The sequence below is a fragment of the Streptomyces sp. NPDC055254 genome, from assembly GCF_053606025.1.
Genome location: NZ_JBSGQV010000009.1, coordinates 127,879 through 152,973 on the forward strand (window position 1 = coordinate 127,879; position 25,095 = coordinate 152,973).

Below are 25,095 nucleotides of genomic sequence, written 5' to 3' on the forward strand. Positions count from 1 at the left end.
CTACGCCGGCCCGTTCGGCCCGTCGTGCCCGTGGGGTCCGTCGTGCCCGCCGGGTCCGTGGTGCTCGTCTCGCCCGCCGTGTTGGCCGTGCTCGCCGTGCTCGCCGTGACCGGGCTTGCCGGGAGGCTTGGGGATGCCGCCCCCTGTCACGCCACCGAGTGTTCCGCCCGTGATGGGGCCTGCGGTGCCCCCGGTGGTGCCGCTCGTGGTGGTACCGGCCACGAGGCCGCCCGTCGCTCCGCCCAGTACGCCGCCCAGGAGGCCGCCGCCCGTCGTCGCGCCGCCGAGCACGCCGCCGAGCACGCCTCCCGTGGTCGTACCGCCGGTCGCCGTCCCGCCGGTGGCGGTGCCACCCGTACCGGTACCGCCCGTGGGCGAAGTTGGTCTCGGTGCCGAGGGTGGCCGAACTTCCGATCTGCCAGAACACGTTGCAGGGCGAGGCGCCGTTGATGAGGGACACGTTGCTGGAGGTCGCCGTCGTCAGACCCGAACCGACCTGGAACACCCAGACGGCGGCGGGGTCGCCCTGCGCGTCCAGGGTGAGGGTGCCGGTGAGCCCGAGAGTGGAGGAAGCGGTGTGCACGTTCGGGACCAGCGTCAGGCCTCCGGCGTCCGGGGGCAGCGCTGCGTCCGAGGCCTGTCCGGCGGCGTTGTTGTACGCCACGACGAGGTCGCTCTTGGCCTGGAGGCCCACCTGGTCGGTCGGCCCGGAGTGCTGAGCACCGAATACGATGCCGGGCTGAAATCCGCTGATGACCGTACCCGGACTCACTCCGAGGTCGCCGGTGATCACCGAGGGGCCGGTGTTGGTGATCTCCGAGCCGGCCAGCACGGCGAAGCTGGCGGCCGTGCCGAGAGGTACAGGTGTCGCGATCGCATTCGCCTGCGTCGGCGTCACCGCTACCACGGCAGAGGCGATCACCATGGCGAGTGCGGTCGCGATCCAGACCGGCGTGGTGCGCCGTAGCGCCGTGCCGGTGGTTTCCAGCGTCATCGAGGGGCCAACTCCCGTGAGTGGATGGTGGCGTAATCGACGGTCCGGTCGCACAGGGACCGTCTCTCTGTCGCTGGCATACGCAGAAAGCCGCACCGGTCCGGGGATTCCCTCCGCGATTCCCGCGCGATACAAAATTTGCGCCCAGTGGAAAATCATACAAAGAATTGAATGGTTCAATAGGCCTTGTGGGAGAAATCCATACGGTTGCGGCCCGGTATTCTGCGCCTCGACGACGTGCAGGTGGCGACGGCGGCGAACCGGCCCGCAACAGGCGCGACACGGCGCGAAAGTGGATCCAACTCCCCCTGGATCATGACAATCTGCTGGCCGGAGCAAATGATCTCCGAGTGGAGGAACACGCCGTGGGTGCCGACATCAATCCCACCGTCAGCAGGCGCCGGTTGGGATCGGAGCTACGCCGGCTCCGGCACGCCAGCGGTATGACGACGCAGCAGGTGGCGCAGCGATCGCTGATCTCCCAGCCCAAGATCAGCCTCCTGGAGAACGGCCGCCGCCTCATCAAGCCGCGCGACGTGCGTGATCTCTGCGCGCTGTACGGGGTCCAGGAGCATCAGCTCGTCGACGACCTGATGGGACTTGCCCGGGAATCGGGTCGGCAGGGCTGGTGGAACGCCTACGGCGACATCCCTTACGGCACCTACATCGGCCTTGAGGCCGAGGCCGCCTCGCTCCGCACCTATGAGCCCCTGGTGATCCCGGGCCTGCTGCAAACCCCCTCCTATGCGGGGGCGGTCATCGCAGGAACGATCCCTCACCTCACCGCCGACCAGGCGGCCGAACGCCTCAAGGTACGGCTGCGGCGACAGCGCCGGCTGAGTGCGCCGGAGAAGCCGCTGCGCCTGTGGGCCGTGCTGGACGAATCGGTTCTCCGGCGCGTCGTGGGCGGCCGGGAGGTCATGCGCGAACAACTTGAGCATCTGACCTGCCTCGGTGCCCAGCCGCACATCACCGTTCAGGTTCTCCCGCACGAGGTGGGTGCCCACCCCGGTGCTTCCGGACAGTTCTCACTGCTCGAATTCGCCGACACGATGGATATGAGCGTGGTGTATCTGGAGAAATTCACCAGCGACCTCTATGTGGAGAAGCGATCCGACGTACGGCTCTACGGCGACACGTATTCGCACTTGCAGGCTCAGGCGCTGAGCCCGGACAGCACGAGGCAGTTCATCACCGAAACCATCAAATCCTACGTCGGTACCTGATCCGGACCGGCACCCATACGGCAACCGCGTCTACCGCCACGTGCCGCAGGTCGCAGGGGTGGTGCCCACCCATTCCATCTACGCCTGCGCCTGGACGGCACGCGGCGAGGCCGTCCCCTGCGTTCCGAAACCGCCAGGGCCGGCGAGACGGCGGCCACCCCCGCCTCGTACACGGGGGTGGGCGCCGAGCCTCACAATCCGCCGTCCAGGGGCTGTTCCGTCCAGATGGTCTTGCCTGCAGCCGTGTACCGGCTGCCCCAGCGGTGCGTGAGCTGCGCGACGAGGAACAGACCCCGCCCGCCCTCGTCGGTGAGCTGTGCCCGGCGCAGATGCGGCTGGGTCTGGCTCGGGTCGGAGACCTCGCAGATCAGCACCCGGTCCTTGATCAGGCGTAGGCCGACCGGGCCGCCCGCGTACCGGATGGAGTTCGTGACCAGCTCGCTGACGACCAGCTCCGTGGTGAAGACGAGGTCCTCCAGTCCCCACGCGGTCAGCTGCTCCGCAACGAGCGTGCGGGCCCGTCCCACGAGGGAGGGGTCGGCGGCCAGCTCCCACGCGGCGGTGGCATCCGCGGCCACCTCCCTGACCCGCACCACGAGCAGTGCGAGGTCGTCGTGCGTCGCCTCCCCGGCCAGGGCGCCCTGGAGGCCGTGCCCGATCCGGACGACCGGCAGCCCGCGGTCGGCGCCCTCCCGGGCACCCGCCCCGATCAGCTCCCGTTGCCGGTCGGAGCGGTCGGTGTCCCCGGCGAGTGCGCCACCGCAGAAGACGAGCACATCGCCGGGTCCCAGGCGCAGTTCGACCGATTCGAAGGGCTGCCCGCCCGTACCCAGGACCGGACCCGGACGGTAGGTGACCGTGCCGCTCCCGGCGCCCGCGCGAGCGGCCAGCACGGGCGGAGCGTGGCCGGCGCCCGCAAGCACGCAGGTACGGGACACCGGATCGTACGTGGCGTAGAGACACGTGGCACCGGTCAGCGCGCTGGGCGCGCCCGTCCCCGGTTCCTGGCGGTCGTCGTCCTCGATGAAGCGCACGACGAGGTCGTCTAGGTGGGCCAGTAGCTCGTCCGGACTGAGGTCGAGATCGGCCAGGGTCTGCACCGCCGACCGCAGCCGCCCCATGGCCGCGGTGGCATCGAGGCCGCGTCCTTCCACCGTTCCCATGACGAACGCCAGGCGCGTGGAAGGGAGTTGAATGACGTCGAACCAGTAGCTGCCGACGGCCTCGGTCGCGGCGCCGGCCACGTGGACACCGTAGGTCTCCGCGCCGGTGACATCCATGACCGGCCTGGGCAGGAGACTGCGCCGCAGGGCTCGCGAGGTACGGCGCTCACGGATGTACCGGCGGGCGTTGTCCATGCTGAGCGAGGCCCGGGAGCCGATCTCCTCCGCGAGGACCGCATCCTCCTGGTCGAAGGGACGGCGCTCCGCGGTGCGCCACAGCACCAGGGCCCCGAGCACCGCTCCGCGCGCCTTCAAGGGGACCAGCATGAAGGAGGCGGCTCCAGGCGGAAGCATCAGCCGTACGCGCTCCTCCTCGCCGGCGAGTACCGCGCGCAGCTCGGCCAGGTCGGGGAGGAAGACCGCCGAGCCCCCGCGCAGGTGGGCATTCTCGATGCTTCCGAGACGGATGGTGTCGCCCGCGCCGTGGCTCTCGGGCGGCCACCGCCCGTCGCCGGCCCGCACGGCGACGCGGCGCATCGGCGCTCCGGCAACCGACTCTCCCGGCTCCTCGCCGAGGAGTACGGGTTCGGTGAGGTCGACGGCCGCGAGGTCGGCGAAGGCGGGGACGAGCACGTCCGTCAGCTCCTCGGCGTCGCGCACCATGTCCAGGGAGCTGCCGATCCCCGCGGCGGCCGCGTTGACCAGCGCCTGCCGTTCGGCGGAGCGCCGGTCCGCGGGAGGCGCCGGCGGCGCCCTGCGGACATCGCCGGCGACGGCGACCGGTACGGAGTCGGTCGGGTCCGCGGGCCGCAGGCGCAGCAGGAACCGCGCCGAGGAGCCCTCGATCAGGGTGATGAGGTCGACATCGGCCACCAATCGCCCGCCGTCCGGCTGCCGCAGTCGCGCCCGCGCGCTGCGCCGAGCACCTCCGACGGCTCCCGCGACGAGCCGGGACCACAGGTCGACATCCTCGAAGAGCACTTCCACATCGAGCCGTTCGGCCGGCGGGAGGTCGACCTCAGGAGCGCCCAGCAGGGCCACCGCGGGACGTGTACCGGTCAGAATCCTGCCGGCGGCGTCCAGTACGAGTACAGCCGTAGGGAAGTCCGCTGCTGCGGTGGGATCTCCCGGGCCGTGGTCGCTCACTGGTTTCTCACTCCGGCAGGCATCGGCGGCCCCCTGGTCTCATTGAACACCCCGCACGGGGCGTGTGCGCGGCGCCCGGGACGTCGCGCCCGCGGCCCTTGATGACCTGCTGGTCGGCGGTGCCTGTGCCGACGAGCGACATCCCGTCGTTCAGTACGCCCAGCACGAGACCGCGGGTGATCGCGCCGAGTACCGTGCCGGCGCCGCCGGACGTGGACGGCGTGCCGCCGGGCCGGCCGGGCCCGTCCGAGACGGGCGTTTCACGGTCGAGCGCCGCGTGGAGGTGCCCGGTAGCGTGGAGCCGAGGGGAGGGCGGGACGAACCGTCGGCGAAACCGGAGGACGGAGCCTCATGCCCTGCCGCGACCCCGACGACCGCGAACGGCGCGGGGAACGAGAGCGTCGCACCGCGGCCGGCACCACGACAGGCCGAGGTCCCGGACGGATCGGCACCTGGCCGGCGGTGGGACTCACGGTGGCCGTTCTCGTCGCCGCCAACCTGGTCATGCACCGTTGGAGCGGCCCGATCGGCCTGATGACGGCCGTCGTGGTCACGGTCCTGCTGCTCGGCGTGCTCCGCTGGGCCGGCGGTACCCGGGCGGACGCGGGCCTGGCTCCCGGCACACTGGCCCGCGGCGCCCGGTGGGCGCTGGTCCTGATCGGCCTGGTCGGCGTCGTCTACCTCCTCGGGGCCCTGCTGCCGGCCACCCGAACGCTGTTCGAGGACCGGCGGTACGACGGGATGGATGGGGGCGAGCTGGTGCTGCGCGTGCTCGTGCTGGTACCCGTCGGCACTGTGCTGGTGGAGGAAGTCGCCTTCCGCGGCGTGCTCTACGGGCTGGTGCTCCGCAGCCGCGGGCCCCTCTGGGCAACCACCGTCTCCAGCCTGCTGTTCGGCCTGTGGCACGTGCTGCCGTCCTTGCACCTGGCGGCCGCGAAACCCGCCCTGACCACCGTCTTCGGCGACTCCGCGCTCGGCGGCGCCCTGGCAGTCCTGGCGGCCGTGGTGTTCACCGCGGCGGCGGGCGTCCTGTTCTGCGAACTGCGCCGCCGCAGCGGCAGCCTGCTGGCTCCCATGGCCCTGCACTGGGCGGTCAACGCGTTCGGCTACGTGGCCGGATTCCTGCTGCGCTGACCGGCGACCACGAAAGCACGGGCGGCGGCCGGGCTCAGCCGTCCGGCCGGATGATGTCCCTCAGGCGGTCGAGGTCCTGCGCCGTGAACCCGGTCGGCCGCATCACGGCGTTCCAGCCGTCCACGTACGCGGCTTTGTACGTGTGGCCGTGACCGTCCGGGACGCCCGTGGAGAACGGCAGATCGGCGGTGACCTGCCAGAAGGTCACGAAGGGCATCCAGACCATCGCGCCCAGCACGTCCTTGCCCGGCGCCTGCCCGATCCAGTCGGGTGCGGACAGGGCCAGGGCGGGGCTCCACCAGACGATGGGGTCGGACGGGTGCATGAGGTAGAGCACCCGCGTACCGTCCCACGGCCGCTCCGCCGGAGCCATCCCGGTGGTGGGGTCGTCGGTGAACCGCACGGTCCGCCCGTCCTTGTAGACGGGCTCGATCTCGGGGCTCCCCGGGTCGCGGTGATCGCTGAAGTCGCGGAACAGGGTGTTGAAGTTGGGCGGACCGGCGAACAGGGTGCCGGCGGTGCGGTTGCGCAGGTCGTACTCCCCGCTGAAAGCCGTCTCGCCGCCGAACGATCCCAGGCTCTCACCGGCCACGAACAGCTGGGGACGCCGGTCCTGGGGCAGCTTGGACCAGACGTCGTAGACGGCGTCGAAGAGTTCGCGGCCGGCCGCGCGCGCCTTGGACTGGTCGACGAGATAGGACAGCCACGACGGCAGGTACGAGTACTGCATCGTCACGGTGGCCGAGTCCCCGTTGCCGAGGTACTCGAACGAGTCCACGGCGGCGGGATCGACCCAGCCGCTTCCCGTGGTGGTCATCACGAGCAGGTACTCGCGTTCGAAACCGCCCGCCCGTTCGAGGTCCGCGACGGCTCGCTCCGCCCGGCCCTCCGCATCGGCGGAGGTCGACAGCCCGGCGTAGGCCCGGACGGGCTCCAGCGCCGTGCGGTGGGTGAACGCGCCGATGTCCCGGGCCGACGGGCCGCTGCCGGTGAACGCCCTGCCCTGCCGGCCCAGCGAGTCCCACGGCACCAGAGAACCGGGCCCGCCCGAGCGCAGGGAGGACGTCGGCCGGTGCACGCCGTCCGGGGTCTGCGTGTCGCGGACCGAGAACGCCTCGTTGGCCGCGTTCACGAAGCCGCTCAGCAGCAGACCGCTGAACGCGGACCAGGCCAGACCCACCACCAGCAACCAGCCGACGGCCCGCGCCGCTCGCGGACCGATCCAGCGCCCGAGCAGGCGGGCGGCCCAGCGGTACAGGCGCCTGAGCCCCCGTCCGGCCAGCAGCAGGAGCCAGAAGACCAGAACGGCAACGAACGGGCTGGCCACGGCGGTGAGGACGTTGTGGTCGGTGACTCCCATGAGTGCGCGGATCTCGTGCTGCCAGTACTGTCCGAGCCCGAACGAGAGGCCGAACAGCACGATCGCGCAGCCGAGCAGGACCAGCCATGACCGGCGCGAGGGGATCCGCGCGTCCCGGTCGGCGAAGGCACGCCACACGTAGGCCGCGAGCACGCCGAGCCCGTACCCGATGGCCGCGGTGATGCCGCAGATCAGCCCCTGGAGGATGCCTCCGCGGGGAAGCAGCGACGGAGTGAAGGACAGGCACGCCAGGACGAGCCCGCCCCAGCAGCCGGGCAACGTGACGCGGGGCAGCCGGCGCCGCTTCCCGGAGCGGGGGGACTGCTCGGTGCGGGACGGTGCGGGAGACTCGACGGGCCCTGAACCCGGCTCCCGCGAAGCGTCCTCCACGGCCCCCGCCCCGGCCGCACCCCTGCCATGGAGCCGGTCCACCCGGCTGTCGTCCTCGCGCGATGTCGGCCCGTCCGACGGAGGAACCACTTCCGCCATGACCGCCTCCGATCCGCTGATCCGCCACGAACGGGGGAGCGGCGGCTGGGTCCCATTGTGACGCCGCACGGCGGGTCGGGCATCCCGGGTCGGGCATCCCGGTCGGGCGGAGCCGGAACATGCCGCGGGGCGCCGGAACATGCCGTGCGGGGTGACCGCCCCTACGCTGGGGTGCCTCCGGGTTGTCCGTCGGTGAAGCGGTGGGAGGTTGTCCCATGAGCAGGCGTTGGACCGCGCGTGTGGCCCTCGCGGCGGGCACGGCCGCGCTCCTGGTCCTGGTGGTCTTCGCCGGGCTCGGAAGCCTCGTGCTGATGGGGGTGGGCTGGGCAGGTCTGGTGCTCACGGCGGCCGGTGTCTGGTGGATGCTCACCCACACCGGCTGGATCAGGATGCTGGCCGTGCTGCTGGTGGTCGCCGCACCGCTCGGTGTCCTGATCCTGTACGCGGTCGCCGGGCTGCTGTGGGTCGTGCTGGTCTCGCTCGGCCTGTGGGCGCTGGCCGTCTACGCGGGCAGGTCGGCGCTCGCGGACGACACCTCGCCGAGCATGCCCGAGCGGACCGTGAGCCGGGCCGGGAACCCGTTCCTGATCATGAATCCGCTCTCCGGCGGCGGAAAGGTCGCCAAGTTCCGCCTGGCGGAGCGGGCCAGGGCCATGGGTGCCGAGGTCGTCGTGCTCGATCCGGCCCGGCGTCAGGACGTGGCCGAGCTGGCGCGGCGGGCCGTCCGGGGCGGCGCCGATCTGCTCGGCGTCGCGGGTGGCGACGGTACGCAGGCCCTGGTCGCCGGCGTGGCCGCGGAGCATGACATCCCGTTCGTGGTGATCAGCGCCGGCACCCGCAACCACTTCGCCATGGATCTGGGCCTGGACCGGCAGGATCCCTCCACGTGCCTGGATGCGCTGACCGACGGCGTCGAACTGCGCATCGACCTCGGCTACCTCCACGCGGGAGAGCCCGCGGACCGTGGCGCGGGGCGCGTCTTCATCAACAACGCCTCCTTCGGCGTGTACGCGGAAGTCGTGCAGAGTCCCGCCTACCGCGACGACAAGGCCCGCACCATGCTGGAAATGCTGCCGGACCTTCTGACTCACGCCAGCGGTGCACGGCTGAGCGTGCGTGCCGGTGCGCTGGACATACAGGGCCCGCAGGCCGTACTGGTGAGCAACAACCCCTACGAGAGGGGCGACTCGGCGGGTCTGGGGCGCAGGCTGCGCCTGGACTCCGGCGAGCTGGGGGTGCTGGGCGTCGGCGTCGGCAACGCCGCCGAGGCGACGGAGCTCCTGCTGCGGGGCGGGCAGGGCCGCGGGCTCACCGTGGCCACCGCCCGAGAGGTCGTCGTCGACGCCGACGCCGACGTCATCCCGGTCGGAGTCGACGGCGAGGCCTTGACGTTGCGCACTCCGGTGCGCTGCCGGCTGGAGCCCGGAGCCCTGCGGGTGCGCGTCCCCCGGGACCGGCCCGGCGTTCCGCGCGTCGCACCGCCGATGGACTGGCGCCGCGTACGGCGGCTGGCGCTGACGATGGGGCGGGTCGCGGCGGGTCGCGGTGCCGCTTGATCAGCCGCCGCCGTCGGTCCATTCGGCTCCCGTGTACCGGCGGCGGTAGGCGGCGACGGCGGCCTCCACCGTGGGGAAGAAGTGATCGGGGTCGATGGTGCGAGTGAGCTCGTACCGCTCGATCTTGCGCCGCACGGGGTCCTTCAGCTCGGCGAACACGAGGTGCACGCCGTCCGCGTTGAGCGTCTCGTCGAGGTCCTCCAGGACGTCGGCGGCGGTGGTGTCCACGTCGGTCACCGGCTCCGCCGCGACCACGATCCACCTGGGCCGCGTTTCCGCTTCGGCCAGCCGCCTGATCTCGTCACGGAAGGTCTTGGCGTTGGCGAAGAAGAGCGGGGCGTCGAACCGGTAGATCACCAGGCCCGGCAGCCGCGCGCCCTGCGGGTAGGAGCGGATGTCGTGGTAGCCCTCCAGGCCCGGCACCCGCCCCAGCACGGTGTGGTACGGCCACCAGGCGCGCCGGAAGACGTTGAGGACGGACAGGGCCACGGCGATGGCGATCCCCGGCAGCACACCGAGCAGGGCCACACCGACGAACGCGGCGCAGCACAGCAGGAACTCCGTACGGCTCTGCCGCCACAGCCGTACGGTCCCCGGGACGTCGGCCAGGGACAGCGACGCCGTGATGACCACGGCGGCGAGGGCCGGCTGGGGGAGATCGCGGAACAGGCCCGGAGCCAGTACGAGCATGAGGACGATGAGCGCCGCGCCGACGACCCCGGTGAGCTGGCTCCGGGCCCCCGCACGCTCCGCCACCGCCGTACGGGACCCGCTCGTACTGACGGGGAAGCCCTGGAAGAGACCGGCCGCCAGATTGGCCGCACCGACCCCCGCCATCTCCTGGTTGCCGCGGACCTCCTGCCCCGTACGGGCCGCGAAGGCCGACGCGTTGGAGATCGTGTCGGCCAGGGACACCAGGGCGATGCCCAGCGCCCCGCCGACCAGCAGCGGCAGGTCGTCGAGCCGCACCTCGGGGATCGTGAACGGCGGCAAGCCCTCGGGCAGCTCTCCGACCAGTCCGACGCCGTGCTGCCCCAGGTCGAAGACCGTGGCCGCGGCGATCGCCAGGACCACCATCGCGAGCACCGCGGGAACCTTCGGCAGGAGGCGCTGCAGGACCAGGATCAAGGCGATGCCGCCGCAGCCGACCGCCGCGGCGGCCGGCACCGCCTCCCCGTCGGCAAGGCCCCGTACGAAACCGACGCACTCGCCGATCAGGTTGTCCGCCTCGACCCGGAAGCCCAGCAGCTTGGGGAGCTGACCGATCAGAATGGTCAGCGCCAGGCCGTTCATGTAGCCGATCATCGTCGGTTTGGAGATCAGATCGGCGATGAAGCCGAGCTTCGCCACCGATGCCAGGAGCATGACGGCCGCCACCATGAGCGCGAGCACCGACGCCAGCGCGACGGCCCGGTCCGGGTCCCCGCCGGCGGCCACCAGGGGCAGTACCGTGGCGGCGATCATCGGCCCCAGGGAGGAATCCGGGCCCAGCACCAGGATCCGGGAAGGCCCGCACACCGCGTATCCGAGCAGGCAGAGAACCGTCGTGTACAGGCCGGTGATGGGCGGAAGGCCCGCCAACTCCGCGTACGCCATGCCCTGCGGCACCAGCAGCGTGGTCAGCACGACTCCCGCAACCAGGTCCTTGAGCAGCCATTCCCGTCGGTAGGACGCCACCGCGCGGAACCCGGGCACGGCCCGCGCGCGGGAGAGGAGTCCGCGGCCCTTGCGTCGGGTCACCGGGGCCCGCCGACGGTTCCTCTTGACCGCCGGGCCAGGAGCTTGCCCAGCTCCCACACGAGCAGGAGCGCGAGGGCGGCAAGCACCGCCCAACCGAACTGCCGGGCGTCGATCTCCGCCGTCCCCAGGAGGCGGCGGAAGCCGTCCACCTGGGTCGCCAGCACGGCCAGCACGAGCTGGGCCAGTGCGACCCAGTTCATCTGCTTGCTGTCGAAGGTGGACGTGGTCAGCACCGACTCCGTCTCACTGCGGCACTCGAACGCGGCCACGATCAGACACAGCGCGAAGGCGGTGAACGCGACCGACTGCCCGGTGGCGACGCTGTCGAAGTGGTCCTGACCGAGCGTGATGAGTCCGAGCAGGAGGATCGTGATCGCCAGGCCGCCGAGTCCGACCACCGCCGGGACCGCGCCTTCCGCGCTGCCGACGGACAGGATCGCCTGCGTCACCGTCGGCAGGGTCTCGGGGATGGCGGCGATGGCCGGCGAGACCGCGCCGACGAACAAGGCGTCCCATGCCTGGTCCCGCTGCCGGCCCGGGGCGAACATCGCGATCATGGTCAGGCCCGCGGCGGCGGTGATCCACAGCGTCAGTCGGTCGAGCTCCCTGGTGAGGGGCGGTACTTCCTTCTCGGTGGCCGACAGCATCCCGGAGATCTTGCCGACCTCGGTGCCGACGCCGGTCGCGGTGACGACGAGTACGCCGCTTCCGCGGGTGACCGGGGGACCCCCAGGTTGTGGGACCACGCACGTACGTGCAGTACGAGCCGCGGCCCTCCGCCGTGCGATGCACCGCACCGGACGCCGCAACCCGGCAGACCTTTCCGGCCACAGCACTAGCCGCGCTTCCCGTTCTTCTTCGGCCGCCCGGAGGTGTACGGGTCGGCCTGGGCTCCGGCGGGCGCCTCCTTCTCCAGCGCCCGTCTGGTGACGAGCAGGTCCTTGCGCCTCTCTTCGCCCACGTCCGGGTACTGGGGATCGATGTCCATCAGGGTGTGCGCGAGGATCGCCGCGGCGGAGATCCGGGCGAACCACTTCCGGTCCGCCGGCACGACGTACCACGGAGCCCACTTCGTACTCGTCGCCGACAGCATCTCGGAGAACGCCTGCTGGTAGTCGTCCCACCGGCGCCGCTCCCGGACGTCGGCGGCGGAGAACTTCCAGTTCTTCTCGGGCAGGTCGATCCGTTTCAGGAAGCGGGCGCGCTGCTCCTCCTTGGACAGGTTCAGGAAGATCTTCACCACTTTGAACCCGTTGTCCGTCAGGTAGCGCTCCCAGTGGTTGATCTGCCGGTAGCGCCGCTCCCACAGGTCCGGCCCGGATGCGCTCTCCGGAAGCTTCTGCCGGACGAGGAGTTCGGGATGGACCCGCACGACGAGGACCTCCTCGTAGTGCGAGCGGTTGAAGATGGCGATCTCGCCGCGCGACGGCAGCCGTTGGGCGTAGCGCCACAGGTAGTCGTGGTCGAGTTCCTCGGCGGAAGGCACCTTGAAGCTGCTCACCCGTACGCCCTGGGGATTGACGCCGCTCATGACGTGGCGGATCGTCCCGTCCTTGCCTCCCGCGTCGAGTGCCTGCAGGCAGAGCAGTACGCCGTACGTGTTCTGGGCGGCCAGCCGCTCCTGGTACTCGGCCAGCAAGGACACCCCGGTCCGCAGCAGCTCGATCCCGTCCCGCTTCTTCAGACGGGCTCTGTAGCGAGGATCGAAGTCCCGGTCCAGGCGTACCTCGGACCCCGGCTCCACCCGCAGGGGCCCGATGAAATCCGCGATGCGTTCGGCTCTCTCGTCCGCCATCACCTATCAGTCCTTCTGTGGTCCGGGGTGAACACGGCGTGGTCCGGCGACCGCCCGGCCTGGGCAGACCGGGCGGTGCGGTGTCATCGGAGTGCCCGGGTCAGCCCCGGGTGTCGATCTCGGCCTCGGCGACGGCGATGGCCACCCCGAGGGCGGCGGTGATGTTGCCCGCTGCCGTCATGACGCGAGCGGTGCCCACGATGGGGGCGATGGCGACCAGCACGTCCTGCAACTGCTCGGCGGTCAGCCCGGCCTGGAGGGCGGGGTCGAGGTGGGCGAGGTAGGAGATCGGCGGAGCGTCCGAGGCGGCGAGGGCCGCGATGCGCGTGAGCAGGAGCATGTCCGGGGCCAGCCCGCACCGCTCGAGCGAGTCGCCCGTCATGGCGACGAGGGTGTCCAGAACGGGGGTGTCGGATGCAGTGGACATGTCGCATGTCCTCCTGGGTCGTGTCGCCTCCCAGTACGGGGAGCGACGTGAGAGCAGCGGAGGCCCGAAAGCCACCCGCGTGCCTTTCCTCAACTTTAGAACCCCTCCTGATCCCGCGCGCGGGGTGCGCGGGATCACCCTCGGTCGCCGGGCGACGACGTCGCCTACCCCTCCAGGGACCGCTGGCAGAGATCCGCGTGCTCGTCGGAGAGCAGAAGGTCCTTGGCTCTGCGCTCCATCAGGATGGGGAGATAGGTACGCACCCGTGCGTACCTGAGCTCCTCGAACGCCGTCTGGACCGAGCTGTGCACCAGCTCCGCGTCCAGTCGAGGGTGCGCCCTCATCAGCCGCTCAACGACGTGGCGGACGGTAAGGGCATCCGCTGCTTCAGCCATCGCGCACCTCAGCTTTGCTCCGGGTATCGCCGTTCCCCAGTTTCACGGAGCGCCGCTCAGCCCGGAAGTCGATCTTCCGCGGTCGGCAGCGGCTTCCGATCGCGGGGCGGAGGCCGGGGCCGTGACGGGGCCGTCACGGGGCCTCGGTCGGGAGGCGGCGGCGTGGCGCATGCGGAATCGTTCTCCTCGCGACTGGGGAAGTGCGGGGCGTACGAAGAGCGTGAGCACAAGCTGTGAACCAGTGGGAGCGCTCCCACTGTGCGGACGCGGCGCAACGACGTCAAGACGCGCGAAGAAACGAAGGCGCGCCCGGAAGGATTTTGGCAACTCCTCTTTCGTGGGCGCTCGGTTGGCGCTACGGTCTGGCCCCAACCAGTGGGAGCGATTCCGTCAGTCGGCGCGCCGTCAGAGCGCGCCCTCGCTGCAAGGAGTCGCTCATGCGACACCCCCCGCGTCTGTCCGCGTTGCTCGGCGGAGCGGTGCTCACTCTGGCGAGCACCGCTCTCGCCGTAGCGGGTACGGCCCCAGGAGCAGCGGCCGCACCCCTGTGCACCGTTCAGTACTCCGTCGTCGGCTCCTGGGCCGGCGGCTTCCAAGGGTCCGTCACCCTCATCAACAACGGTCCGACGTTGCACGGTTGGCGCCTCGGCTTCGACTTCTCCGACGGTCAGGAGATCAGTCAGGGTTGGGGTGCCAAGTGGACCCGGTCCGGACCGAGTGCCACAGCCGTGAACGAGAGCTGGAACGGGACGATCGGCACGGGTGCCGGTGCCACCGTCGGCTTCATCGCCTCCTGGTCGGTCTCCAACAGGGCGCCCACCGCGTTCACGCTCAACGGCACGGCCTGCAGTGCAGCGCCGGGCCCCACCCACCCGACCCCGACCCCGACCCCGACCCCGACACCCACGCCGACATCCCCCGGCCCGACCGGTCCCCCCGGCCCGGTCTCCGGGGCGCCCGAGCTGAGCGTCACCGGCAACCGCCTCACCGACCAGAACGGCGCCACCCGTCGCCTCCTGGGCGTCAACCGGTCCGGGGGCGAGTTCATGTGCGTCCAGGGCCACGGCATCTTCGACGGTCCCGTCGACGACGCCTCGGTGCGCGCCATCGCCGACTGGGAGGCCAACACCGTCCGCATCCCCCTCAACGAGGAGTGCTGGCTCGGGCTCGACAACATCAAACCCGAGTACCGGGGCGGCCATTACGTCGACGCCGTCAAGGGCCTGGTCCACCGGGTCCTCGCCCACGGCATGACCCCGGTCGTCGAACTGCACTGGAGCTACGGCCAGTACACCGGAAACTCGTCCGGGTGTCCGGACGTCCACGCCTCCTGCCAGAAGCCGATGCCCGACGCCCAGTACAGCCCGGCGTTCTGGACCTCGGTGGCGAACACCTTCAAGAACGACCGCCGGGTCGTCTTCGACCTGTTCAACGAGCCGTACCCCGACCGGGCGACCCCCACCGCCGGCCAGGCCTGGTCCTGCTGGCGCGACGGCGGCACCTGCCCGGGGATCGGATACGAGGTCGCCGGCATGCAGGACTTGGTGGACGCGGTCCGTGCGACCGGGGCCCGCAACCTCGTCCTCGTGCCCGGCATCGCGTACTCCAACGACCTGAGCCAGTGGCTGACGCACTCCCCGGTCGACCCGACGGGCAATCTGGCCGCTGCCTGGCACGTCTACAACTTCAACACCTGTTCCAACGAATCATGTTGGCAGTCCACCCTCGCCCCGGTCGCCGCCCGGGTCCCCCTGGTGGCGGGCGAGATCGGTGAGAACACCTGCGGACACGCGTTCATCGACCGCGTCATGAAGTGGTTCGACGACCGCGCCCTCTCGTATCTCGGCTGGACCTGGAACACCTGGAACTGCCACTCCGGGCCGGCCCTGATCACCTCGTACGACGGCACACCCACCGCATTCGGCACCGGGCTGCGCGACCACCTGCGCGCCCTGAACTGAAAGGCACCCCACGAAATGAGCCGCACGATTCCCCGCACGACCAGCCGCACGACCACACGTACGACCACCCGCACCGCGCTCCTGGCGGCCATGAGTCTCGTCACCGCCGCGGGCGCCACCGCCACCGTGTTCGGTACCTCGGCCGGCGCCGCTGCCGCGGGCTGCACGGTCGACTACCGGGTCACCAGCCAGTGGAACTCCGGGTTCGGTGCCAACGTGACCGTCACCAACACCGGCGATCCGGTCGCCACCTGGACCCTTGAGTGGTCCTACGGCGGCGACCAGAAGGTCGTCCAGGGTTGGAACGCCGCCCTGACCCAGTCCGGTGCGGCCGTGACCGCCAAGAACGTCTCCTACAACGGGTCCTTAGCCACGGGCGCTTCGACGTCCTTCGGCTTCAACGGCTCGTACAGCGGGACGAACGCGATCCCGGCGACCTTCAAGCTGAACGGTGTCACCTGCAACGGCACCACCGTGCCGACGGAGCCGCCCACCACTGCGCCGACGACGCCCCCGACGACCCCGCCGCCCTCCGGCAGCAAGGCCGACAACCCGTACGCCGGCGCCAAGGTGTACGTGAACCCCGAGTGGTCGGCCAAGGCCGCCGCCGAGCCCGGTGGCACCAGAGTGTCGAACCAGCCCACCGGCGTCTGGCTGGACCGCACCGCCGCCATCCGGGGCGTGAACGGCGGGATGGGCCTGCGCGCCCACCTGGACGCGGCCCTGGCACAGAAGGGCAGCGGCGAACTCGTGGTGCAACTGGTGATCTACAACCTGCCGGGGCGGGACTGCGCCGCACTCGCCTCCAACGGCGAGCTGGGACCCACCGAGATCGACAAGTACAAGACGCAGTACATCGACCCCATCGCCGCGATCCTCGCCGACCCCAAGTACGCGGGGCTGCGGATCGTCACCACGGTCGAGATCGACTCACTGCCGAACCTGGTCACCAACGTCTCCGGGCGCCCGACGGCCACCCCCAACTGCGATGTGATGAAGAGCAACGGCAACTACGTCAAGGGAGTCGGCTACGCACTGAACAAGCTGGGCTCGATCGCCAACGTCTACAACTACGTGGACGCGGGCCACCACGGCTGGCTCGGCTGGGACGACAACTTCGGCGCCTCCGCGGAGATCTTCAAGCAGGCGGCCACCGCCGAAGGCTCCACGCTCTCCAAGGTGCACGGCTTCATCGCGAACACCGCCAACTACAGCGCCCTCAAGGAGGACCACTTCAGGATCGAGGACTCCGTCAACGGCACCTCCGTGCGCCAGTCGAAATGGGTCGACTGGAACCGGTACACGGACGAGTTGTCGTACGCCCAGGCCATGCGGTCCAAGCTGGTCTCCCTCGGGTTCGACCCGGGCCTCGGCATGCTGATCGACACCTCCCGCAACGGCTGGGGCGGCACGGCCCGGCCCACCGGACCCGGCGCCCTGACCAGCGTCGACACCTACGTCAACGGCGGCCGCTACGACCGGCGGATCCACCTCGGCAACTGGTGCAACCAGGCGGGGGCGGGCCTCGGCGAGAGGCCGCAGGCGGCTCCCGCCGCCGGCATCGACGCGTACGTGTGGATCAAGCCGCCGGGCGAGTCGGACGGGGCGAGCAGGGAGATCCCGAACGACGAGGGCAAGGGCTTCGACCGGATGTGCGACCCGACCTACACCGGCAACGCCCGTAACGGCAACAGCATGTCCGGTTCCCTGCCGAACGCACCCCTGTCCGGCCAGTGGTTCTCGGCCCAGTTCCAGGAGCTCATGAAGAACGCCCACCCGGCGCTGTGACGCAGCGCCCCTGAGCACGCGCGAGCCGTACGGAACCCCCGGGTCCCGTACGGCGAGGGCGACGGGCCCGGGCCGACGCACTGCCGGGTCCCGGCGGCCCGGCGCCCACGCGTCCAGGTGCGGGCGCCCGCGCGCCGACGCGTTCAGGCGTTCCACGGGCGCGCGCGGGAGAGGTCCGGGCGGGGCCGTGTGACGCGCGTCGCACTAATTCCTGCCCGTCCGCGGCAACTCCGCCGGGTGCGGCGGCAACTGAGGGGCGACAGAGCAGTACTACCTCCACCTCCCGTACAAGGAACGCCAACCGATGCCGACTTCTCCCCACCGCCGCTCCTCCGCCCGTCGCCGTCTCGCCCTGGTCACCACGGGACTCGTCACCGCGGCGGGTCTCGGCGTCCTGCCGTTCGCCACGCGCGCGGACGCCGGCGCCGTCGATCTCGCACACGCCACCCTGGCCGCCCAGGACGGTTGGGCGTCGAGCGGCTCCGGCACCACCGGCGGACAGGCCGCGGACGCCAAGCACGACATCACCGTCACCACGCGGGCCGAACTGGTCAAGGCGCTCCGCGCGGGCCCGTCCGGCGCCCCGAGGATCATCCGGGTGAAGGGCCGGATCGACGCCAACACCGACGACCAGGGCCGCCCGTTGACCTGCGCCGACTACGCGAAGGGCACGGGATACACGCTCGCCGCCTACCTCAAGGCCTACGATCCCGCGGTGTGGGGACGGTCCAAGCTGCCGTCCGGCGCGCAGGAGTCCGCGCGGGCGGCGGCGCAGGCCAAGCAGGCCGAGCGGGTGGGCATCACGGTGCCGTCGAACACCACCCTTATCGGCGTGCCCGGCACCGACGCGGGCATCACCGGAGGCAGCCTTCTGGTGCAGAAGGCGGACAACGTCATCATCCGCAACCTGACCTTCGCCGACACCCGCGACTGCTTCCCCCAGTGGGACCCCACGGATGGCTCCGAGGGCAACTGGAACTCCGCGTACGACTCCGTCACCCTGCGGGGGGCGACCCATGTGTGGGCCGACCACAACTCGTTCACCGACAGCCCCCACTTCGACGCCTCGAACCCGCGCCACTTCGGCCGCGAGTACCAGGTCCACGACGGAGCCCTCGACATCACCAACGCCTCCGACCTGGTCACGGTCTCGTACAACCGGTTCGCCGACCACGACAAGACCATGCTCATCGGCAGCAGCGACAAGGACTCCAAACTCCGGGTCACGCTGCACCACAACGTCTTCCAGGGCATCGTGCAGCGCGCCCCGCTGGCCCGGGTCGGGCAGGTCCACCTCTACAACAACCACTTCGACACCACCCCGCGCAACGGCTACACCCACAGCTACAGCGTGAACGCGCGTGCCGGCGTCCAGATCGTGGCGCAGAACAACCACTGGACGCTCTCCTCCGACCGCAAGACGTCGCACCTCCTGTCGGGTGACGGCACGGGTGCCCTCGCGGGCAGCGGGAACATGGTCAACGGCGCGGTCACCGACCTCGTCGCCGCCCACAACGCGGCGAACAAGAAGAAGATCAAGCCCGAGGTCTCGTGGAAGCCCGCCCTCTCCAGGGGCCTGGAGTCCTCCGCCGCGGGCCTGCCCGCGTCACTCGCCCGCAGTGCGGGCGCGGGCGTCCTGAAGTGATCCACCGCCCCGGTGCCCCGGCGGGCGCGCCCGCCCCGCCCGGGCACCGCGGCGACCCGCCGAAGACGCAACGACCCTCCCGCCCGGCGAGGAAGGAGCTGACCGAACGGTTGGTATGCTCACCGCCCCCGTCCCGACCGTCGGGTACGAACAACGGCACCGACTCGGGCAGGAGCACGGACCCAGCACACGGAGACTCCGGTATGGCCCTCGATGACGCGTCCGCGGAGTTCCACGACTTCTTCGAGCGCCACCACGCCGAACTGGCCCGCCTCGCCCACCTGCTCACCGGTGAGGCGGAGACCGCCGACGACCTGGCCGCCGACGCCTTCGTGGCGCTCTGGCACCGCTGGGACCGCGTCCAGCGGGCCGACCACCCGGTGGCCTACGCCCGCGGCGTGGTCACCAACATGGCCCGCGCCCGCATCCGCGCCCTCACCCGCGAACGGCGCCGCGTCCACCTCTTCTGGGCGGCCCTCCCGAGCCGCGCGCAGCACCCCGACGTGGACGCGGTCATGGACGTGCGCCGCGCGCTGGCGCGACTGCCGTTCCGCAAACGCGCGTGCGTCGTGCTGCGCCACGCACTGGACCTGTCGGAGAAGGACACCGCCCTCGCCCTCGGGACATCCGTCGGTACGGTGAAGAGCCAGACCTCCAAGGCCATGGCCGAACTGCAGCGCCTCCTCGGTGTACAGGCCGCCGAAGAACTGACCGGAACGAGGAACTGATGGAGGACCTGAAGCGCCGGCTCCGGGATGCGGCGGCGGCTCACGCACCCGACAGGGACGGGATGCTGGAACGGGTCCGGCACGGCATGTCCCGCACCCCGCGTGCCGACGGACGTGCGGCCCGGCCCCTGTCCTGGCCCCGCGTCACCCTCGTCACCCTCGCCTCGACGGCGGCGCTCGTGGCGGGCGGGTACACGATCGCCGCGGTCGTCCCCACGGACAACCCCGGCCGGGACGCCGCCGCGAACCCCGCGGTACCGGCGCCCCCGTCCGCGGCGGACGGGGACCCCACCCCGTCCACCCCGCCCGAACCACCGCGCACCCAGGACGGCCCGCTCCGCTCCGACGGCGCCGTGGACCCCCACAGCAACGCCTACTGGTCCCAGAGCAACATCACCCTCCACACGGGTGCGCCCTTGGACGCGCTCACACTGGAGGTCCAGGTCGCCCAGACGGGCGGCGTGGCGTCCACCGGCGCCTGGCGGACCCTGCCCGAGGGCGACTTCACGCTGACCACCACCGACGAGGGCGGCACCCTCGCCTACCGGTGGACCCTCAGGCCGGGCCGAACCGTGCCCCCGGGACAGCACGTCTTCGCCGTCCAGTACAACCACGCCCCGGGCTCGCGAACCATCACCGGCGACACCTACGCCGCGACGGCCACCACGACGACGGGACAGCGGCACACCGTCACCGGAAGATTCCGCTAGGGGGTCCAGTCACCCAGCCAGTCCGAGACCTCCTGGGACGCGGCCCGGAGGTCGGTCAGGTGCGGCCGGTCGGTGCTCTTCGGGCCGGCACCCGGACCGACGTTCATGTACTCGGCGAAGCGGTCGTCCTTCCAGGAGAAGCCGCCCATGTCGCTCCAGGGAGTCGGCTTGATCGCATCGCTGAGGGTGGAGTTGCGGACGGTGGCCTGAGGGTCGACGGTCTTGTCGCCGCCGGGGTGCCAGTTCCGGCCGAGATCGAAGGAGGACGCGGCCACGTCGCCGTTGACCGTGGAGCGGTTGATCAGGATGCCCTTGCGGCCCGCCGGGGTGCTCGGGGCGGTGATGTATCCGGCCGAGGTGCCGTTCCACCGCTTCTTGAGGGTGATGACCGACTGGTCGATCACCGCGGTGGCACGGCCGAAGACGAAGTCGACGTTGCCGACGATGTAGGAGTTGGTGACGTAGACGCGGCCGGGCGTGTCCTTCGCCGCGGTCTCCAGCTCCAGGGTGTCCTGGTCGCCTGTGACGATGACGCTGTCGAGCACGATCTTGTCGGCGGTCGTGAGCAGGGCGACCGCCTGGTGGCCCTCCAGTGACTGGTGCGCGGCCTCGTCGAAGTCGTTGGAGACCGTGAGGTTGCGGAGCCGGGATTCGTCCGACCGAAGGGCCACCGTGGCGCTGCCCGGAGTGCCGTACGTACCCGAACCGTCCGGCTTCCGCATGCCGGCCGCGTTGCCGTACACGATCACCGTGTCCTTGCGGCTCGCGCCCGAACCCTGGATGGTGACGTGCGGCTTGTCCGCCGGAACGTTCACCGTCTCACGGTACGTACCCGGCCCGACCGAGACGACCACGCGGGAGCGGTTGCCGGCGGGTACGGCGTCCACCGCCGCCTGGACCGTCCGGTACTGGCCGGTGCCGTCCTGGGCGACGGTGAGGGTCCGGGCGGCGGCAGGGGTGGTGGAGGCTCCCGTGCCCAGGGAACTCCTCGGGCCGGCTCCGGACTTCACCAGTGCCGGGACCTCGGCGGCTGCGTCCGGGGTGTACGCGTAGTACGCCTTCGGGTCGAAGGCCGTACCGCCGCCGCTCTCGTTGCGCCCGCTCGTGCCGGAGAAGACGTTGCCGCGCTGGACGAGAGTGGCAGTGGCGTCCCTGATCACGGGGTTGCCCATGCCCTGGAAGTAGGAGTTCTCCAGCAGCATCCGCGTCCTGCCGCGCGCGTAGTTGCCGTAGGAGGAGGTGATGGACGTGCCCGGGGTGTCCTCCATGAAGTTGTTGTAGAGGTGTGCGTGCGCGGCGTTGTCCGTGGACGGGTTGCGCTGCTCGGTCTCGCGGAGCCAGTTGTGGTGGATCGTGATGTCGGTGACGAGGTTCTCGGTCCACCCGATGCCGAAGGCCTTGTTGGCGTTGCTCAACCTGTTCCAGGACACCGTCACGTAGGTGCTGTCCTTGCGGACGTCGATCAGTCCGTCCGCGGTGTGCCGCAGATCGTTGTGGTCGATCCACACATGGTGGGCGCCGTCCATCTGGATGGCGTCGAAGTCGTGCTCCTTGTCGTTCCACACGCCCTGGTACGAGTCCCTGATCGTCAGGTTCCGGATGATCACGTTGTGAACCCCCTGGCCGAGGAAGAAGCCGCCCCCGACGATGTGCCCCTGAGTGCCGGAGCCGATGATCGTCTTGTCCGAGGCGACCTTGATCTCCTTGCCGACGGGGGCCACGTCGATCGTGCCGGCGACGACGATCACGTACGGCTCCGGAGCGGTGGCGTACTTCTCCAGATCGGCGAGCGTCCTGACGGTGACGGTGCGGCCGCCCCGGCCTCCGTACGTACCGTTCTGTCCGAGCGCGTCGACCGAGGCGAACCCGTCGGCGGCAGCAAGTGCCCAAGCCGAAGGCTGCGCCGCCGAGGCTCTCTCGCCCAGCCCGAACACGGACCCGGAGGCGATGACGCCGGAAGCGGCCAGCGCCAGCGGCACCCCGATGGCCAGGACCCGTCGGGGTCTGCGATGACGGGCGGTGCGGTGGGTCGAACTCATGGGCGGTTCCGTTCCGTGGAGAGGGAGGATCGGTATGGGGTTGCCGCCGGGGCCGAATCGGTTGCCGCGCTCATCGAGAAATCCGCAACGAACGGCCTCGCCGCCCGGTCCTTCCCGCGTGGCGCTCCACGCGAAGGGAGCTGAGAATGAGGTGTCCGGATGACATCCACACGTCGTTGCCCGGGGCTCGACCGCACAGCCGTAGGGGCGCAGACCAACAGGAGACGGGCCATGCAGAACCCGATGCTCAACCTGGCAGAGGACTACGACTTCCCCCTGCTCAACATGTTCTGGACCATGATGCTCTGCTTCCTCTGGGTGCTCTGGTTCATGCTGCTGTTCCGCGTCATCGGCGACATCTTCCGGGACGACGAGATGAACGGCTGGGGCAAGGCATTCTGGACCTTCTTCGTCATCGTGCTGCCCTACCTGGGCGTATTCGTCTATCTGATCGTCCGGGGACGCGGGATGGGCGAACGCGAGCTGCGGCGGGCTCAACGGCAGGAGGAGATCTTCCGCTCCTACGTACGCGAGAGCGCCGGCACCACCAACCAAGCCGAAGCGCTGTCGCAGCTCGCCGAGCTCAAGAACCGCGGCGAGCTCACGGCAACCGAGTACGAGCAGGCCAAGGCCAAGGTCCTCACCTCCTGAGAGCGGACTGCACCCCCGCGCTGCCCCCGGCAGTCGCCGTCCTTCGTGGAGGACCGATGCGCCCCTACCCGCCGGTCGCCGAGCACGGTCCGATCGGGGACCTGCAGACCTGTGCCCTCGTCTCGTCCGAGGGCGTACTCATCTGGTTCTGCTCGCCCCGCTTCGACTCGCCCGGCATCTTGGCCGGCCTGCGCGACCACGGTCGCGGCGGCTACTTCGTCCTCGTCACGCGTTTCCTCACCCCCGAAGGTGTCGGCGAGGTGGTCGACTTCATGCCCGTCCGCGATCCGCACACCGCCACCGACCGGCATCAAGTGGTGCGGGTCATGCGCGGTGTGCGCGGGACGGCACGCTTCGACCTGCCTCATGTGCTGGGCCGCCCTCGACCGCGGCATCCGCCAGGCCACCGCCACCGCCACCGCCCGCCCGGCCGACCTGGCCGGCTGGACCGCCGCACGGGACGCCATCCTCGACCAGGTCATGACCCTCGGCTGGAGCGAGGAGCTCTACGCCGAAGGGATCGGCCGCACCGGCGAACAACTCGGCAACTTCCCCCAGGCCTTCACCCACCTCGCCCTCATCACCGCCCTTGCTCTCGACAGCGAACTCGACCAGGCCGCGGGCGCCGCCCAGTGCCCGCTGTCCGAGCGGCACGGCGCGGGGGCGGTGTGCGCTGCCATGGTGCTTGACCTGCTCCTCATCGGCTTGGCCGTCACGCTGTTCCCGCTGCCCGTCATGGCCTTCGTGCTGGTGGTGTCCGCGCCCCGAGGGGTCAGGAAGGGCCTGGCGTTCATCCTTGCCTGGCTGGCGTGTCTCGTCGTCGTGATGGCCATCGTCCTCCTGCTCACCGGCGGGCAGCCGCCCCCGCCCCGCTCACCCCCGTCGATCGCGGCCCTCGTGGCCACGCTGGTGTTCGGTGTCGGCCTGGTCGTGTACAGCGAGCACCGGCGCCGCCGCGCTCGCCGCAGGGCCACGGCCCCCGAGTCCTGCGGACCGGAGCGGACCACGTCGTCCGGCTCGTCCATGACCTCCCGGATGGACGACGCCACCGGATGGTCCGCGGCGGCCCTCGCCGTGCTCCTCCAGCCCTGGGGGATGGTCGGCGCCGCGGCCGCCACCGTGGTCCAGGCCGACCTCTCGCACATCGAGTCCTTCCTGGCCCTCATGGCCTTCTGCGTCCTGGCCACCTCCACCCTGCTGGCCATGGAGCTGTACATGGTGTTCTCGCCCGACAGAGCCCAACGCGCCCTGCTGGCCCTGCGCGGATGGCTGGAACGCCACAAGGACCCGGCGATCGTCATCACTTGCCTACTCCTGGGACTGTGGCTCGTCGGCAGGAGCCTCTACCAGCTCACCGGCTGACCCCGGCGCGGTACGCCGTCACCGGTGCGTGCAGGTGCGGGGGCCCACGCCGAATGCTGCAATGAGAACAGGGCTGTGTCCGGCCCTCCACACGAAGGAGCGCTCATGAGCGAGGACATCGAAGACATGGGCCCCGTCGACTACTTGGTCGTCGAGTTCCCCGGGAGCCGTATGACGGGCGAGGCATTCCCGCTGCTGATCGATCTGGTGGACCAGGGCATCATCCACATCCTCGACCTCCGCTTCGTACAGAAGGACGTCGACGGCACCGTCACCGCCCTGGAGCTGACCGGTCTCGACGACGAAGCGAGCTCCTTCGGCCTGTCCGTGTTCGAAGGCGCTTCGTCCGAACTGCTCGGCCAGGACGACCTCGACGAAGCGGGCAACGCCCTCCAGCCCGGCAACGCGGCCGCGATCCTCGTCTACGAGAACCGGTGGGCCGCCCCCTTCGCCCGGGCCCTGCGCCGCGCCGGGGCGCAGATGGTCGCGAGCGGCCGCATCCCCGTGCAGGCCATTCTGGCTTCGCTCGACGCGGAAGAGGCTGCGGAAGAAGCGGCCGAAACACCTTCCGACCACGGCCGGCCGCCCCAGTAGGCCGGTTCGCCCCCCGTCACCTCGTCCGCCCTCGTCCGCCGAGGTCACAGCCGCCCCACACCGTCGCCCACGAGCGGAGGAGCTCTCTCCGCTCGGGGGGGAACCGGGTTTTAGGGCGCGCTCCCAGGGTGGACCGGCACCCGATGTTCGCGGCGGGGGCGCGCGACGTGCAATTGTTAACAGCCGACGGAT

At 70.7% G+C, this 25,095-nt stretch carries 20 protein-coding genes and 1 pseudogene; 12 read left to right on the forward strand and 9 right to left on the reverse strand.

What is annotated here, in order from left to right:
- On the reverse strand, window positions 1-994 hold a 994-nt coding region (locus tag ACWFQ8_RS12425), incomplete at its 3' end, for an ice-binding family protein (RefSeq protein ID WP_453786148.1).
- Between the two features lie 365 nt (window positions 995-1,359).
- Between ACWFQ8_RS12425 and ACWFQ8_RS12430 the strand changes: the two genes are divergently transcribed.
- Window positions 1,360-2,220, forward strand: a complete 861-nt coding sequence (locus tag ACWFQ8_RS12430) for a helix-turn-helix domain-containing protein (protein ID WP_453786149.1) — start codon at window positions 1,360-1,362, stop codon at window positions 2,218-2,220.
- 191 nt (window positions 2,221-2,411) lie between these two features.
- Here ACWFQ8_RS12430 and ACWFQ8_RS12435 read toward each other — a convergent pair whose 3' ends face one another.
- Window positions 2,412-4,529, reverse strand: a complete 2,118-nt coding sequence (locus ACWFQ8_RS12435) for an ATP-binding SpoIIE family protein phosphatase (RefSeq protein ID WP_453786150.1) — start codon at window positions 4,527-4,529, stop codon at window positions 2,412-2,414.
- A 351-nt stretch (window positions 4,530-4,880) separates the two neighbouring features.
- On the opposite strand from ACWFQ8_RS12435, the gene ACWFQ8_RS12440 reads away from it, so the two are divergent.
- The gene (locus tag ACWFQ8_RS12440; protein ID WP_453786151.1) at window positions 4,881-5,663 is read left to right on the forward strand and encodes a CPBP family intramembrane glutamic endopeptidase; all 783 of its coding nucleotides are present in this window, start codon (window positions 4,881-4,883) and stop codon (window positions 5,661-5,663) included.
- A 34-nt stretch (window positions 5,664-5,697) separates the two neighbouring features.
- Here ACWFQ8_RS12440 and ACWFQ8_RS12445 read toward each other — a convergent pair whose 3' ends face one another.
- Window positions 5,698-7,512, reverse strand: a complete 1,815-nt coding sequence (locus ACWFQ8_RS12445; RefSeq protein ID WP_453786152.1) for an alpha/beta hydrolase — start codon at window positions 7,510-7,512, stop codon at window positions 5,698-5,700.
- 215 nt (window positions 7,513-7,727) lie between these two features.
- Here ACWFQ8_RS12445 and ACWFQ8_RS12450 point away from each other — a divergent pair, with 215 nt between their 5' ends.
- Window positions 7,728-9,068 (forward strand): diacylglycerol/lipid kinase family protein, encoded by a 1,341-nt coding sequence (locus tag ACWFQ8_RS12450; protein ID WP_453786153.1) that lies wholly within the window; start codon window positions 7,728-7,730, stop codon window positions 9,066-9,068.
- On the opposite strand, the gene ACWFQ8_RS12455 is transcribed toward ACWFQ8_RS12450, so the two are convergent.
- From ACWFQ8_RS12455 to ACWFQ8_RS12475, 5 genes are all read right to left on the reverse strand, one after another.
- Complete coding sequence (locus ACWFQ8_RS12455) at window positions 9,069-10,763, reverse strand: SulP family inorganic anion transporter (RefSeq protein ID WP_453786216.1); 1,695 nt, start codon at window positions 10,761-10,763, stop codon at window positions 9,069-9,071.
- A 41-nt stretch (window positions 10,764-10,804) separates the two neighbouring features.
- On the reverse strand, window positions 10,805-11,554 hold the full coding sequence (locus ACWFQ8_RS12460) for a cation transporting ATPase C-terminal domain-containing protein (RefSeq protein WP_453786154.1): 750 nt from the start codon (window positions 11,552-11,554) through the stop codon (window positions 10,805-10,807).
- 89 nt (window positions 11,555-11,643) lie between these two features.
- A complete protein-coding gene (locus tag ACWFQ8_RS12465; protein WP_453786155.1) occupies window positions 11,644-12,603 on the reverse strand; it encodes a polyphosphate kinase 2 family protein in 960 nt (319 codons plus the stop codon).
- 100 nt (window positions 12,604-12,703) lie between these two features.
- A complete protein-coding gene (locus ACWFQ8_RS12470; protein ID WP_453786156.1) occupies window positions 12,704-13,030 on the reverse strand; it encodes a carboxymuconolactone decarboxylase family protein in 327 nt (108 codons plus the stop codon).
- A 164-nt stretch (window positions 13,031-13,194) separates the two neighbouring features.
- A complete protein-coding gene (locus tag ACWFQ8_RS12475; protein WP_453786157.1) occupies window positions 13,195-13,425 on the reverse strand; it encodes a three-helix bundle dimerization domain-containing protein in 231 nt (76 codons plus the stop codon).
- 437 nt (window positions 13,426-13,862) lie between these two features.
- Between ACWFQ8_RS12475 and ACWFQ8_RS12480 the strand changes: the two genes are divergently transcribed.
- The 5 genes from ACWFQ8_RS12480 to ACWFQ8_RS12500 all read left to right on the forward strand — a co-directional run bounded on the left by ACWFQ8_RS12480 (window position 13,863) and on the right by ACWFQ8_RS12500 (window position 20,257).
- Entirely contained in the window at window positions 13,863-15,386 is a 1,524-nt protein-coding gene (locus ACWFQ8_RS12480; protein WP_453786158.1) for a cellulase family glycosylhydrolase, read from the forward strand.
- A gap of 15 nt (window positions 15,387-15,401) precedes the next feature.
- Window positions 15,402-17,174, forward strand: coding sequence for a glycoside hydrolase family 6 protein (locus tag ACWFQ8_RS12485; RefSeq protein WP_453786159.1), 1,773 nt, complete (start codon window positions 15,402-15,404; stop codon window positions 17,172-17,174).
- A 304-nt stretch (window positions 17,175-17,478) separates the two neighbouring features.
- A complete protein-coding gene (locus tag ACWFQ8_RS12490; protein ID WP_453786160.1) occupies window positions 17,479-18,819 on the forward strand; it encodes a pectate lyase family protein in 1,341 nt (446 codons plus the stop codon).
- Between the two features lie 203 nt (window positions 18,820-19,022).
- A complete protein-coding gene (locus tag ACWFQ8_RS12495; protein ID WP_453786161.1) occupies window positions 19,023-19,547 on the forward strand; it encodes a SigE family RNA polymerase sigma factor in 525 nt (174 codons plus the stop codon).
- A complete protein-coding gene (locus tag ACWFQ8_RS12500; RefSeq protein ID WP_453786162.1) occupies window positions 19,547-20,257 on the forward strand; it encodes a hypothetical protein in 711 nt (236 codons plus the stop codon). The genes ACWFQ8_RS12495 and ACWFQ8_RS12500 overlap by 1 nt, the downstream gene beginning before the upstream one ends.
- Here ACWFQ8_RS12500 and ACWFQ8_RS12505 read toward each other — a convergent pair.
- On the reverse strand, window positions 20,254-22,296 hold the full coding sequence (locus ACWFQ8_RS12505; protein WP_453786163.1) for a pectinesterase family protein: 2,043 nt from the start codon (window positions 22,294-22,296) through the stop codon (window positions 20,254-20,256). The two genes, ACWFQ8_RS12500 and ACWFQ8_RS12505, sit on opposite strands and share 4 nt — an antisense overlap.
- A gap of 231 nt (window positions 22,297-22,527) precedes the next feature.
- Between ACWFQ8_RS12505 and ACWFQ8_RS12510 the strand changes: the two genes are divergently transcribed.
- From ACWFQ8_RS12510 to ACWFQ8_RS12525, 4 genes and pseudogenes are all read left to right on the forward strand, one after another.
- Window positions 22,528-22,947 (forward strand): SHOCT domain-containing protein, encoded by a 420-nt coding sequence (locus tag ACWFQ8_RS12510; RefSeq protein WP_453786164.1) that lies wholly within the window; start codon window positions 22,528-22,530, stop codon window positions 22,945-22,947.
- 56 nt (window positions 22,948-23,003) lie between these two features.
- Window positions 23,004-23,309, forward strand: a pseudogene (locus ACWFQ8_RS12515) (glycoside hydrolase family 15 protein); the annotation flags it as partial.
- A 316-nt stretch (window positions 23,310-23,625) separates the two neighbouring features.
- Window positions 23,626-24,309 (forward strand): GAP family protein, encoded by a 684-nt coding sequence (locus tag ACWFQ8_RS12520; RefSeq protein ID WP_453786217.1) that lies wholly within the window; start codon window positions 23,626-23,628, stop codon window positions 24,307-24,309.
- 105 nt (window positions 24,310-24,414) lie between these two features.
- A complete protein-coding gene (locus ACWFQ8_RS12525; protein WP_453786165.1) occupies window positions 24,415-24,903 on the forward strand; it encodes a DUF6325 family protein in 489 nt (162 codons plus the stop codon).
- Window positions 24,904-25,095: the final 192 nt, after the last annotated feature.